This is a genomic window from Undibacterium pigrum, from assembly GCF_003201815.1.
GTDB lineage: Bacteria > Pseudomonadota > Gammaproteobacteria > Burkholderiales > Burkholderiaceae_D > Undibacterium > Undibacterium pigrum.
On record NZ_QJKB01000004.1, the window covers coordinates 216,991 to 229,844 of the forward strand.

The following is a 12,854-nucleotide window of genomic DNA, read 5'->3' on the forward strand; positions in this document are numbered from 1 at the left end:
ACAATTTTTCATACTTTGTGGGGAAAATAGCTCAGCATTGTTGAATTACTTGTCATGCCTTGAGTTATTGCCTTTTAGCATTTAAAGTCAAATCACGCATCAGGCCAGCCCTGATGCGCTTGTCCCCGTTTGCCCTGCACTTACATTAGCTTGCCAGGCAGGCCATACGTTTTAATCATGTTTCATCATCATCCGCCCGACGTTACGGAGGCCAGTATGTTCCAGGATATTCGCATCAGGACCAAGCTCATTTTCAGTTTTATCCTATTGTCAGTGCTCGTTCTGGCGATAGGTTCTGCCGGATTTCTGAGCCTGAATGCCAGCAACAATTCCATCAAAACCGTGTATGACGACAGGCTGGTCGCCCTGGGGCAACTTGATGCCGTCATGCGAACCATCATGCGAAACCAGGTCATCATTGCCAAAGCCATGACCGATGAGCAAGATAAAATCGAGTCCCACATTGCGACGGTTGAAAAAGGTAAGGTCGAGGCCAGCAAGGTCTGGTCAGAGTACATGGCCACTTATCTGACACCAGAAGAAAAAATCTTGGCTGATCAGTTTGCAGCCAAACGCAAACAATTCCTGGAAGAGGGTTTGAATCCAGCCCTGGCAGCATTGAAGAGCAAGGATATCGATGGTGCTTCCAAATTATTCCATAGCAAGGTCGACCCCTTGTTTTTGGGGATGAAGGAATCCATGGATGCACTCATACAATTGCAACTGAATGTAGGCAAGAAAGAGTATGAGTCTTCACAAAGCTTCTTCCAGAGTTTCCAGGTCTTTGCCGCCATCTTCATTGCTTTGTCCGTGCTGTTTGCGTCTGCCATGGGTATCTGGCTGGTACGCAGCATTTCGCGGCCATTGAATTATGCCGTTGAAATTGCGAATAATATTGCAGCGGGTGACTTGCGCCAAAGTATCCAGATCACATCCAGGGATGAAGCTGGTGAATTGCTGCAGGCCTTGTTCAATATGAACCAGAGTCTGATCAATATCGTCAGCCAGGTGAGGACCAGTACCGACACTATCTTTACCGCTTCGAATGAAATTGCGGTGGGCAACCTGGATTTGTCAGAACGGACAGAAAGCCAGGCCAGTTCACTCGAAGAAACAGCGTCGTCCATGGAGGAACTGACTTCTACCGTACAACATAATGCAGCCAGCGCATCGCAGGCCAATCAACTGGTCATGTCTTCCTCAGACTTTGCCAGCAAGGGCGGGGATGTGGTTGGGCAAATGGTCAGCACCATGGGAGCCATCAAGGATAGCTCACGCAAAATCGTTGACATCATAGGCGTCATTGATGGTATCGCCTTCCAGACCAATATCCTGGCGCTGAACGCGGCAGTCGAAGCTGCCAGGGCTGGTGAGCAGGGGCGTGGTTTTGCTGTGGTTGCATCGGAAGTGCGCAATCTTGCACAAAGGTCGGCCAGTGCTGCCAAAGAAATCAAGCAATTGATCGGTGACTCGGTTTCCAAAGTCGATGCAGGTACGGCACTGGTGGATGAAACAGGTGTCACTATGGACCAGATCGTCACCTCGGTGAAACAGGTGGCCGAGATCATGAGTGAAATCGCAGCGGCAGGCGGCGAACAAAGCCGCGGCATAGAACAAGTGAATGTGGCGATTACCCAGATGGATCAGGTAACCCAGCATAATGCCGCCCTGGTCGAAGAGGCTGCAGCAGCAGCCCAAAGCTTGCTGGAGCAGGCGGATAATTTAAATCAGGTCGTGGGTGTTTTCAAGGTCAATGGCATGACAGACGGCAGCAAGGTCCACAAGACCAGCAAATTCAACAAAACGGAAGCCGCCAATCAGGGCCAGCGCCAGGCTTTGCGTTTGGGCTGAGTTGCTCATGTTTTTAAATAAGCATTAAATAAGTATTAAAAAAGCCAGCCTGACGAAAATCAGACTGGCTTTTTTTGAATGCTGAATTTTTAAAGAATTTTCAAGGAATTTTTAATTATCCAGCTTGAAATTAAATTCCAGCAAGGTAGTCAGTGGCTTGGATATAGGCGCATATTTCCACTGTGATGCTGCGGCTATCACTTCCTTGTCAAAATGCTTGGGTGGATTGGCCTTGACGATATCGACGTGAGATACCTTGCCATCCGTATCAATATGCACGCGGGCACTCACCACACCAGAAGTCACGCCAGCGCGTACAGCCGTGTTGGGATATTTAGGTTGCACACTGGAGACGACTTTCAGTGTCAGGTTTTCTACCGGGGCAGGAGCTGGTGCTGGCTTGGGAGCGGCAGCAACCACAGGTGGCGGCGTCTCAACTGGTTTTGGTGCAGGCGTTGGTACTGGGGCAGGAGCTACCGCCGTGGCTGAAGCAACCTTGGGAGCATCCTTGGCCTTGGCAGCCAGTGCTTTGGCTTCTGCGGCCAGTTTTGCTTCCTTGGCATCTTTGGCTTCTTTAGCCTCTTTCGCTTCCTTGGCTTCTTTTGCCAGTTTTTCTTCTTTGGCTATTTGTGCCGCACTTTTGTTGGATGCCATATCCATCCACTTGGTGACGTCGGCAGTATCACCGTGTTTGACGGGATTTTTTACCAGGCCAGTGGGCATGGCGCTGGAAGTGGGTGCTTCATGTGCACTGGCAGCGGGGGATGGTTCTGGCGTTTTTTGGCAAGCCGAAATCAGCAGCGCACTGGATGCCAGACTAAAAGTAAGAAATGTCAACTTCCCTGTTTTTTTAATGACTACCGTTTTCATATCACCCCAGGCAAAAAACCGTGTTAAAGCTAAAGTTAAACGAAGCAACGTACTGGCACAGCGAATTGCACCATGTGCCACAAAGTAGTGCAAGCCAGATTGGGTTGCATTATTTTGGTGCACCATTGATTTATCCGCTGCTGTGAAAATTTTCACGAATGCGAACGGCTATCCTGCCATGGATATACCGGCATAGCAATATTCAAATCACATAACTGAATGAAATCATGAAAATTCACGTATCAAAAATACTTTCTTCGTATATGGGTATGCAGGAACTGTGCCAAATCCACATCACATGATCTAAATTCCTAAAAAGATAATAAAAAAGCCAGCTTCTGTTGAAGCTGGCTTTGAATACTGAAGCTAAACTACATTTCCTGAAATGAAATTCAGGATTTGCCAAACACTTCGTTGAGTTGCTGTGTAACGCGGATGAAGGTCGTGCGCTTGGTCAGTTCCTTCAGTTTGTGCGCACCGACATAGGTGCAAGCTGAGCGCACACCACCCAGTATGTCCTGCAAAGTGTTTTCTACTGCACCACGATAGGGAATCAGCACTTCCTTACCTTCAGAGGCTCGGTATTTGGCGACACCACCGGCATATTTATCCATGGCAGCGCGGCTGCTCATGCCATAGAAACGCTTGAATTGCTGCCCATCGCGCTCTACCAGGTCACCGGCGCATTCATCATGGCCAGCCAGCATGCCACCCAGCATGATGAAGTCGGCACCGGCACCAAAGGCCTTTGCCAGATCACCAGGCACGACGCAGCCACCATCGGCGCAAATCTGGCCACCCAGGCCATGCGCAGCGTCAGCGCATTCTATGACGGCGGATAATTGTGGGTAACCTACGCCCGTCATCTTGCGCGTCGTACAGACTGAACCAGGGCCTATGCCCACCTTGACGATATCAGCACCGGCCAGTATTAGTTCTTCCGTAATATCGCCAGTCACCACATTGCCTGCCATGATGGTCAGATGCGGGTAAGTAGTGCGTACTTTTTTGACGAAGTTGATAAAGCCTTCGGTATAGCCATTAGCCACGTCTATACAAACATACTCTATGGCATTTTGCGCGCGCGCCATGACAGCCGAGAATTTCTCGAAATCAGACTGGGTAATGCCCATGGAGTAAAAGGCTGTCGATTTCTTTTGCAGGGCAGAAAAATACTCGACCAGCGCGTCTTCATCATAATGCTTGTGCAGGGCAACCGACAATTGATGCGGGTCCAGTGCGGCGGCCATCTCCATGGTGCCAGTGGAATCCATATTGGCAGCAATAATGGGAATGCCGTGATAAGTCTTGCGGGAATGATGGAAAACGAATTCACGTTCCAGGTTGACTTGAGAGCGGGAGGTGAGGGTAGAACGCTTGGGGCGTATCAAAACGTCCTTGAAATCCAGCCTGAGGGTTTCTTCTATATGCATGACGACTCCAGTATGCGCCTGGCGGACGCGGGAAATCACGACTTGACGCAGCAATGCCATCAAGTCGTTGGGCCGTACTTGAGTATAGTGCAAAAAAATCCGGAATCATTATTTGAATTTCATATGGGCGATATCATCCATTTCATATTCCGGATACGCTTGATATTGTCAGGCTGATATGTTGACAGAGGCTAGGGAGAGCGTATCAAAGCGCCCATGGCGGCACAAAAGCCTGGCCGTTTTCCAGTATTGCCTCTGCACCCACAGGCAAGATCGCAACGGCCCGAAAATTCTCTTCGCTCGTCTTGCTGAGAGAGAATCGCGTATGCGCTGGTACGATCAGGCAGGCCCCGGCACTCAGACTGATATGCTCATCTCTCATGCTCACTTTGGCAGTACCAGCAAGACAGATAAATATCTCTTCCCTCGTAAGTTCATGGGTTGCACCGGGTTTGTTGGAACTCAATTCAACAATCCAGGCTGAATTTTCGTGAGAGCCCCGGCTGGGTGAGGCAAGGCCGGTAAATATGGCTTCATGCATGGTAAAAACTTTGGCGGACGACGCTTCGATCAGGTTCATGATTTTCTCTTGTGATATAATTCACCAAAGATTATAAACTAAGGTGAATTAAATTACCATGCAAGAAAATACTGATCTGGGTGTGCTGCTGAATCTGGCATTTGGCAGTTTCAAGGAACAATTGCACCAGCACCTGGCAGAACAGGGATACGCTGATATAGGAAGTTCTTTTGGCTATGTTTTTCGTTTGCTGAAGAATAATCCACAAAACCTGAAGCAAGTCGCAGACAGCCTGGCAATGACGCCGCAGGGTGCCTTGAAGATCATCAATGACATGGTGCAGAAAGCCTATGTTCAGCGTGAAGATGATGTGAACGATGCACGGGTGCGTCTGCTGCACCTGACACCGCGCGCGCTGGCACTGATGGAAGTGGCTCAGGCATTCCACCGGGAATTTGAACACCGGCTGAGCGAACGTTTGGGTGCAAGCAAGGTCAAAGCTATGCGCGCCGTGCTGGAGCAGATAGTTGCAGATGGAGAGGCATCAGCAGATGGCGTACCTAAGTTGCGTCCCCTGTAGGTAGCTTGGTGGGATGGGGTGAGCATGGCGGTGATGGCCTTTAAAATCAACATAGTTGATATGTTGTACGCTTGGCATTTTTGTATTTTTGCGTTTTAGCTGATGGCAACAATGATAGTCGACGTCCTTTATCCCCAAACTTATCTACGTATGCACCCGGCAGATGACGATGTATTTGCCGACCCTGTGCAAAAACACAGACGGCATTTGATGCCGCTGGTTTCAGTCGATTTATCGGTAGTCAACCCGGCATGGCAGGGCTGGGTACATGTGGTCAATCCTTATGAGCCGGAAGACGGCATCGTCGGACAAAGTACCGGGCAATATCATGCCGGTTTTGTGCAGGCCAACTGGCTGGCTTTTCACCTTGATGCTGATAACCGCTATCACTGGCTGGGCGACTGGCGCTACTTTCAACTTGAACTGGATGAAGGTGTTCAAGACGAAGCAGAGCGCGCTGTCATAGAAAAACACTATCGGGTAACTGAACAGGCCTACCAGGCAAAAAAAGCTGAATTTCTGGCGCATGGATGCCTGCCCTGTCCCTGGGATGAAACAGAACCATTTAATCTCTTGAATCAGATTGGTGGCAGCGCCGCCTTTGACAACTGGGCCAGCAGCGGCACATCCGGTGCTGTGCCTTTGAATATCGATAATGCCGAAGATGTTTACCCCAGCATGCCTGATGGCCGTCGCTTTTATTTTGTCTGCGAACTTGATGCTGACGTTTATGGCGATTACGGCCCGGGCATCATCGTATTCTTTGAACCAGAGAGTCGTACAGTAGTCATGACGTTTAACTGGTCTTGAATGAGGTCAGTGGCAGGCTGCCTTGCCCTTGTCGCTAAAGCTTTGCCCGGGCACGGGCAAAAATTCCCATTCATAAGATTTGTCATGCAGGCTAAGCTTTAATACGCCATAGGTAGAATTATCGCGGACCTCGCTGGCACTTTTGGGCAGGAACATCGGTGTCAGTTTGGCACCGCCGGTACCAACGACAAAGCTGCGTATGCCGTTCTTGTCATCCCTGTCGCCATTGGCATCCAGCGGCACGAAGCGTTCGTAGTCATGGTCGTGTGACGTCAGCACGATGTCAGCCTTTGCCGCCACCAGCATGGCCCAGGCTTCCTGCATGTTTTTATTATTGCCGTGGCCGCCTGAGCTGTAAACGGGGTGATGCCAGAAGGCCAGCGTGCAGCTTAGCTTGTTGCTGGCCAGTTCTGCCTTCAACCATTCCAATTGAACCTGCATCTGGGTTTTATCGAGATTGCTATTGAGTGAAAGAATCAGCCACTTGCCCAATTGCGTCGCATAGTAGCCCCGTCTGTCTGGCCCCGCCAGATCTCCAAAATAATTGTAATAACCCAGTGCCTTGGGCATGCCGTAATCATGGTTGCCAGGCGAGGGCAGGGTTTTATCCTTGAAGCGCCCCCAGGTCGGTTCATAACACTTGTTGAACTCTTCGGGTTTGCCGACCGGATAAGTATTGTCACCCAGCGTTATTGCTCTAGCTGTGCTGTCTTTGGCCAAACCAGCAGCAATTAATTCTGCCGTTCTGGCCGCCATGCTTTCCAGAGGAGGTTTTCTCTTGCAATCGGCGATATCACCAGCAGCATAGACGGTAACGCTGACAGGTTTTTCTACAGTTTTTTTGTTAGCCGGTTTGGCTTTGTCGGCAGCATGGACAGGCAGAACAGGTAAAATAAGCAGGGTGGCGATAACAACAGCCAGTGTGGAAATACGCATGAATTTTTCTTGATTACTAAAGCAATGCCAGGTGCTGGCAGGAACAGGCGCGTATTTTACCTGTTCCTGACGAGTCAATACTATAGTTTGGCGTGCCGCAGGCGCAGCGCATTGCTGATGACTGATACCGAACTCAGGCTCATGGCCGCACTGGCTATCATGGGGCTGAGTAAAATTCCAAACCAGGGATACAAAAGCCCGGCAGCGACAGGCACGCCTATAAAATTATAGGCAAAGGCAAAGAATAGGTTTTGCCGTATGTTTTTCATGGCATGCTGGCTCAATGATCTTGCCTTGACAATGCCGCGCAAGTCACCTTTCACCAGCACGACATGGGCGCTATGCATGGCGATATCAGTGCCACTCCCCATTGCTATGCCTACGTCGGCCTGCGCCAGTGCCGGTGCATCATTGATGCCGTCGCCTGCCATGGCAACTACGCGGCCCTGCGCCTGCAATTCCTGCACGATGCGGAATTTGTCTGCGGGCAGCAAATCAGCCCGTACATCATCCAGTCCCAATTGCCTTGCCACCGCTTGTGCAGTGATCGCATTGTCTCCGGTCAGGACGATGACCTGCATGCCCTGCTGCTGCAATTGCACTATGGCTTCCTTGCTGCTGCTCTTGATCTTGTCTGCCACGCTCAGCAAGGCCACTGCTTTTTGATCCACTGCCATCAACATCACGGTATGGCCCAGCGTCTGCAAATCCGTGACTTGTTGTGCAAAGCCTGTGATGTCTATTGCCTGTCCTTTCAATAGCGCAGGATTACCCAGCAAGACTGTCTTGCCATCAAATATTGCACTGACACCCTTGCCGGTAATGGAGGTGAAATTGCTGATGTCTGCTGTCTTGCTGCCTCTGGATTCTGCATAGCTGACGATGGCATGGGCAACCGGATGCTCACTGCGTTGTTCCAGCGCCATGGCCAGTGCCAGTAAATCAGTTTCTGACTCGCCAGTGGCAACGCTAAAACTTTGCAAGCTTGGCTTGCCTTCAGTCAGCGTACCGGTTTTGTCTATCAGCAGGGTATCGATTTTTTCCAGTCTTTCCAGTGCTTCAGCATCCTTGATCAATACCCCGTCACGAGCACCGCGGCCTATACCTACCGTTACCGATATCGGTGTTGCCAGGCCCAGTGCACAAGGGCAGGCGATGATCAATACTGAGACTGCTGCCATCAAGCCATTTGCCATCCCCGGTGCTGGCCCCCAGACTGCCCATGCGACAAAGGCCAGCACGGCTGCGGCAATCACGCCCGGCACAAACCAGCCAGATACCTGGTCAGCCAGCTTTTGTATCGGTGCGCGTGAACGTCCTGCCTGATTCACCAGATTGATAATGCTGGCCAGCAAAGTGTCCTTGCCTATACGCTCGGCTCGCATGCTGAAACTGCCTTGCTGGTTGATTGTGCCGGCGCTGACTTTATCGCCAGCCTGTTTGCTGACAGGTAGTGCTTCACCTGTCAGCATGGCTTCATCGACATTGCTATGCCCATCCAGCACCACACCATCAACTGGTATGTGCGCGCCGGGCTTGACGCGCAAACTGTCGCCCGTTTGTACCGCATCCAGGGCAATTTCAGCCTCACTGCCGTCGGCAGCAATGCGTATTGCAGTCGCTGGCGTCAGGCCCAGCAGGGCCTTGATTGCCGCATTGGTTTGTGAGCGTGCACGCAATTCCAGGACCTGCCCCAACAAGACCAGGCAAATGATGACCGCAGCCGCTTCAAAATACAGCGGTGCCATGCCATCCATCTTGAAGGCGACGGGCAATACACCCGGCAGCAAGAGCGCCACCAGGCTGAACAGATAAGCGGCTGCCGTGCCCACTCCTATCAGGCTGAACATATTCAGATGCCTGGTTTTGAAAGAGGCCAGTGCACGCTCAAAAAATGGCAAGCCAGCCCATAGCACGACTGGCGTCGCCAGGATGAATTGCAGCCAGTTGAAGGCTGTCATGCCCAAGATGCTGTGAAATGACACGCCAGGCAACATATCGCCCATGGTCATGATGAGTAGCGGCAGGCTGAGAGCCAGGCTGAACTTGAAGCGCCGCCACATATCATCCAGCTCACTGGTATCTTCTTCTGCCGAGGCTTCTTTCGGTTCCAGCGCCATGCCACACAGCGGGCATGTGCCGGGGCCAACTTGCTCTATCTCCAGGTGCATGGGGCAGGTGAAAATCGCATCTTTGGCTACCGGTTTAGGGGCGGGGCGCTTGGCTGGGTCCAGCCAGGCAACAGGGTCTTTGCTGAATTTGTCCAGACAAGCCTTGCAACAAAAATAATAGCTTTGCCCTGCATGAATAAACTGGTGCGGGCTTTGCCCATTAACACGCATGCCGCAGACCGGGTCTTTGTGTTCACCGTCCGCATCGCTTTGCATGACATTGTTGTTAACTTTACCCAGGCCTATGACTTTCTTTGCCTTGACATAGTTTTCTGGTGCAGCAGTGAATTTGCTGACGCAGGATGTGCTGCAAAAATAATAGGCAACACCTTGAAAGCGGGCAGTTTTTTCAGTGTTCTTGCTAACTTGCATGCCGCAGACGGGGTCAGTGTATTTTTTTTCCTCAATCGTGGTCGCCTGCGCCTCATGCTTATGCCCGCAGCAACTGCCGCCATGCTGGTGGGTGGTGTGATCCTGGGTCATGGATGATGCTCCCGTACAGATAAAATGATATTGCCTTATCATAGACTCCGTACCCAAGAACAGAGTCAAGGACTTTTTAACGATGCTTGATGTGGATCAATATACGATAGGCCAACTGGCCAAGGCCGCAGGAGTGGGCGTAGAAACCATACGCTATTACCAGCGCCGCAATTTGCTGCCTGTGCCCGAGGTTGCCAGCGGCTTCAGAACCTACCCAGCCAGCCTGGCAGAGCGCATACGCTTTATCAAAAGGGCGCAGGAACTGGGTTTCAGTCTTGATGAAATCGCCAACCTGCTCATGCTGGAAGATGGTAACGACAGACAAGCCATACGCGACGTCGCGCATGAACGCCTGCTGCAGGTACAGGCCAAACTGGCGGATTTGCACAGGATGGAAGAGATGCTGACGCAGTTGATACAGCAATGTGCCTCCTCGACGCAGCAGGCGCAGTGCCCTATCATTCAGGCGCTGGCCAGTGATGCACCAAAGTCTGTGAAGAACTGCCACAACTGATTGATCTCAATGCTCGCCGCCTGCAATCCAGTCCGGGTTTTCTGTCTGTATGAAGTGCAGCAGTGCATCGACTACCAGAGGGTCAAACTGTGTGCCGCTTCTGGCTTTGATGTAGGCAATGGTGTCTGCCAGTGTCCAGGGTTCCTTGTAGGGGCGGCGGTGTAACAAGGCATCAAATACATCAACCACGGCGACTATGCGCGCTGAAAGCGGGATTTCTTCGCCTTTCAACTGGCGTGGATAGCCTTGTCCATCAAAATGCTCATGATGGCTGCCTGCGATCTGCGAGCCATAAGTCAGGTAGCTGACGCCTTCAACCATGGTGGCTGCGCGTGCCAGTACAGTCTCGCCTGCCAGCGCATGGTATTCCATGATGATGCGCTCGCTCTTGTCATGGCCGCCAGCTTTCAGCAATACAGCATCTGGTGTCGCCACCTTGCCCACGTCGTGCAGGATACTGGCGATGCCCACCATTTCCATGAATTGTGGGGTCAGATCAGTCTCGAAATTATTGCGTTTCTTCAGCTCACTGGCTATCGCATTGGTCAGCCTGCATACACGTTGCACATGACCGCCAGTATCGGCATCGCGTGATTCTGCCAGGTCCGTCAGTGCAACGACCGAGGCTTCCTGGGCTTTTTGCAATTGTTCATTGAGGTAACGATTGTCAAAGGCTGCGGCAATGCGGTCACAGAATAATTCCAGCAAATCACGTTGCATTTGCCCCAGCGGCCAGGGTGGCGTCACCAGGATGGCAAATTCATGCCCCTGCCGGGTGTGGATGAACAAGACATCAGCCGGATGCTGGAACTGGCTTTTCTTTTCCGTAAACGCTTTTTCGACGATGGCTGTCCATTCACAATCAGCAGGCAGGCTGTTCAAACCAGAAAAATCGCTGTAAGTACCAGTCGCTGCAATGATGCTGGTTTGCAGCCGGTCACCAGAGCGCAGCCCGGCATTGCGCGACAGGCATAAAACCCCATCCGCACCCACATCGAGTATGGCACCGATCTGATTCAGCACGCCAGAGGCAAATTCCTTCAGGGACTTCAGCTCATACAAATTTGCCGATGCCTGCAAGATGCGTGTCAGACCTATGCGGCTGCGCTCTATCGACAGCAGGCCTTCATAGGCGCGCAAAGAGGCAATCACCGTGGTAAACAGGCGCTGGGTAGTCAGTTCTGTCTTGGTTTTGTAGTCGTTGATGTCATAGTCAACGATGACGCTTTTCTCGGGGGCCTGGCCCGGCTGGCCTGTGCGCAGTACGATGCGCACCAGTTGATTCTTGAGTTCTTCGCGTATGCGTTTGACCAGTCGCAAACCGGCGTCATCGGTTTCCATGACCACGTCCAGCAAGATCAGGTTGATGTCGTTTTCTTTGCTGAGGATATCGAAGGCTTCAGAGGCGCTGTGGGCTGAGAGTATTTCCAGAGGTCTGCCCTTGAATACAATATTGCTCAAGGCCAGGCGGGTGACGGCATGAATATCTTCTTCATCGTCAACGATGAGCAAGCGCCAGGGATGTGATTCAAATGAGGTATCAAGCTGTTGCTGTGATTGATCATCCTTTTCATCTTCGATGATCCAGTCTTCTTCTGATCCCTGTTCGTGATTCATACACTCCCCCGATCAATTGCACCGCTTTGCAGGTACTGTATCACCAAGCTGTATCACCAGGCTACCTGAGTGATTGTAATCGAAATTAATAGAGAAGAATTATTCCAGCATCTTCTCGGCCTCTGTCTTGCTGACGTATTTTTTCAAGAGTCGCAACATGGTGCCATCCTTGATCATGGCTAGCAGTAATTGATTCCATTTCTGGGCTTCTGTTTCTGAGAAATTCTTCCTGGTGAGTACCAGATGCGCATATCCTTTCAGATGTTCCGGGCTCCAGTCTATGGCTTTGTATTTGCTTTCCATTTGCGCCCTGTCCAGGTAAGCGTTATAGATCAGTGGCAAGCCTATGACAGCGTCAAAGCGTCGTGCTTCCAGCATAGCATACAGGCGCTCGCTGTCATTGACATCGACTACCCGGTTTAGCTTGCGCAATTGCTGGATGAAAGCTTCGTTATAACCATGATTGAAACTGCGCACAGCGCCCATGAACAAGTTATCCTGTTTCAGGAAATCTTCCTGGGATTTGACTGTGGCCGCCTTATCCTTGTGAATGACGACTTGCAGGCGCGACTGCAGATAGGGGAAGAGCCAGAATTTTTCGGCACGCTCACTCGTTTTCAATGCCGACAAGGCCATATCAACCCGGCCAGCCTCTATCTCATGCCAGGTGCGGGTCCGTGGTAATACCGGTGTCTCGAATTTACAACCGCTGCGCACGGCAAATTCATCGGCCATATCCTTGTCCAGGCCCACGCCTGCGCGATAAAACTGCCCCAGTTCCTGCAAGGCCAGGACGACAGGGCGGGAAGGGCATTGCGGTAAATTTTGCGCTTGCAGCAAAGCGCTGAAACTCAATAAATATAAGCATGAAATACAGCGCAGCATCAGCATCTTTTGTGCAGTCATGCCAGACATAGTGCCTCCAGTAAAAAAGACTAACTTTGTGCACTCAGCAATAAAGTCAGCTCACTCCTGACTGGTAATTTAACAGATAGCCCAGCGATGCACCACTCTGGCGCAATAACAATTGTTAAGGACTGCAACTCGCGCTCATTGGCGCTCACTGTCC

At 51.2% G+C, this 12,854-nt stretch carries 11 protein-coding genes; 4 read left to right on the plus strand and 7 right to left on the minus strand.

Annotated elements, in window-relative coordinates; translation table 11 throughout:
* Positions 1-216 precede the first annotated feature (216 nt).
* Positions 217-1,851, plus strand: a complete 1,635-nt coding sequence (locus tag DFR42_RS29905) for a methyl-accepting chemotaxis protein (RefSeq protein WP_110255735.1) — start codon at positions 217-219, stop codon at positions 1,849-1,851.
* A gap of 111 nt (positions 1,852-1,962) precedes the next feature.
* On the opposite strand, the gene DFR42_RS14630 is transcribed toward DFR42_RS29905, so the two are convergent.
* From DFR42_RS14630 to DFR42_RS14645, 3 genes are all read right to left on the minus strand, one after another.
* A complete protein-coding gene (locus tag DFR42_RS14630; protein ID WP_146218858.1) occupies positions 1,963-2,688 on the minus strand; it encodes an energy transducer TonB in 726 nt (241 codons plus the stop codon).
* 425 nt (positions 2,689-3,113) lie between these two features.
* On the minus strand, positions 3,114-4,154 hold the full coding sequence (locus tag DFR42_RS14635; protein ID WP_110255737.1) for a GMP reductase: 1,041 nt from the start codon (positions 4,152-4,154) through the stop codon (positions 3,114-3,116).
* A 205-nt stretch (positions 4,155-4,359) separates the two neighbouring features.
* Entirely contained in the window at positions 4,360-4,734 is a 375-nt protein-coding gene (locus tag DFR42_RS14645) for a cupin domain-containing protein (protein ID WP_211324313.1), read from the minus strand.
* Positions 4,735-4,792: 58 nt separating this feature from the next.
* Here DFR42_RS14645 and DFR42_RS14650 point away from each other — a divergent pair, with 58 nt between their 5' ends.
* Positions 4,793-5,254 carry a MarR family winged helix-turn-helix transcriptional regulator gene (locus DFR42_RS14650; protein WP_110255739.1) on the plus strand — a complete coding sequence of 154 codons (462 nt, stop codon included), beginning with the start codon at positions 4,793-4,795 and terminating at the stop codon, positions 5,252-5,254.
* A 150-nt stretch (positions 5,255-5,404) separates the two neighbouring features.
* Positions 5,405-6,064 (plus strand): hypothetical protein, encoded by a 660-nt coding sequence (locus DFR42_RS14655; RefSeq protein WP_110255740.1) that lies wholly within the window; start codon positions 5,405-5,407, stop codon positions 6,062-6,064.
* Positions 6,065-6,070: 6 nt separating this feature from the next.
* On the opposite strand, the gene DFR42_RS14660 is transcribed toward DFR42_RS14655, so the two are convergent.
* Both DFR42_RS14660 and DFR42_RS14665 read right to left on the minus strand, forming a co-directional pair.
* Complete coding sequence (locus tag DFR42_RS14660) at positions 6,071-7,000, minus strand: metallophosphoesterase family protein (protein WP_110255892.1); 930 nt, start codon at positions 6,998-7,000, stop codon at positions 6,071-6,073.
* A gap of 80 nt (positions 7,001-7,080) precedes the next feature.
* Complete coding sequence (locus DFR42_RS14665; RefSeq protein ID WP_110255741.1) at positions 7,081-9,654, minus strand: heavy metal translocating P-type ATPase; 2,574 nt, start codon at positions 9,652-9,654, stop codon at positions 7,081-7,083.
* 82 nt (positions 9,655-9,736) lie between these two features.
* On the opposite strand from DFR42_RS14665, the gene DFR42_RS14670 reads away from it, so the two are divergent.
* Positions 9,737-10,168: a MerR family transcriptional regulator gene (locus DFR42_RS14670; protein ID WP_110255742.1), complete on the plus strand. Its 432-nt coding sequence runs from the start codon at positions 9,737-9,739 to the stop codon at positions 10,166-10,168.
* A gap of 6 nt (positions 10,169-10,174) precedes the next feature.
* Here DFR42_RS14670 and DFR42_RS14675 read toward each other — a convergent pair whose 3' ends face one another.
* Together DFR42_RS14675 and DFR42_RS14680 are read right to left on the minus strand one after the other, a co-directional pair.
* On the minus strand, positions 10,175-11,785 hold the full coding sequence (locus tag DFR42_RS14675) for a DUF3369 domain-containing protein (RefSeq protein WP_110255743.1): 1,611 nt from the start codon (positions 11,783-11,785) through the stop codon (positions 10,175-10,177).
* A gap of 99 nt (positions 11,786-11,884) precedes the next feature.
* Positions 11,885-12,700, minus strand: a complete 816-nt coding sequence (locus DFR42_RS14680; protein ID WP_110255744.1) for a substrate-binding periplasmic protein — start codon at positions 12,698-12,700, stop codon at positions 11,885-11,887.
* Positions 12,701-12,854: the final 154 nt, after the last annotated feature.

Bases quoted from the DNA above. Each gene is read 5' to 3' on its own strand.
- DFR42_RS29905 (WP_110255735.1), top strand. From the start codon at position 217: ATGTTCCAGGATATTCGCATCAGGACCAAGCTCATTTTCAGTTTTATC.
- DFR42_RS14635 (WP_110255737.1), bottom strand. From the start codon at position 4,154: ATGCATATAGAAGAAACCCTCAGGCTGGATTTCAAGGACGTTTTGATA.
- DFR42_RS14645 (WP_211324313.1), bottom strand. From the start codon at position 4,734: ATGAACCTGATCGAAGCGTCGTCCGCCAAAGTTTTTACCATGCATGAA.
- DFR42_RS14650 (WP_110255739.1), top strand. From the start codon at position 4,793: ATGCAAGAAAATACTGATCTGGGTGTGCTGCTGAATCTGGCATTTGGC.
- DFR42_RS14655 (WP_110255740.1), top strand. From the start codon at position 5,405: ATGCACCCGGCAGATGACGATGTATTTGCCGACCCTGTGCAAAAACAC.
- DFR42_RS14660 (WP_110255892.1), bottom strand. From the start codon at position 7,000: ATGCGTATTTCCACACTGGCTGTTGTTATCGCCACCCTGCTTATTTTA.
- DFR42_RS14665 (WP_110255741.1), bottom strand. From the start codon at position 9,654: ATGACCCAGGATCACACCACCCACCAGCATGGCGGCAGTTGCTGCGGG.
- DFR42_RS14670 (WP_110255742.1), top strand. From the start codon at position 9,737: ATGCTTGATGTGGATCAATATACGATAGGCCAACTGGCCAAGGCCGCA.
- DFR42_RS14675 (WP_110255743.1), bottom strand. From the start codon at position 11,785: ATGAATCACGAACAGGGATCAGAAGAAGACTGGATCATCGAAGATGAA.
- DFR42_RS14680 (WP_110255744.1), bottom strand. From the start codon at position 12,700: ATGTCTGGCATGACTGCACAAAAGATGCTGATGCTGCGCTGTATTTCA.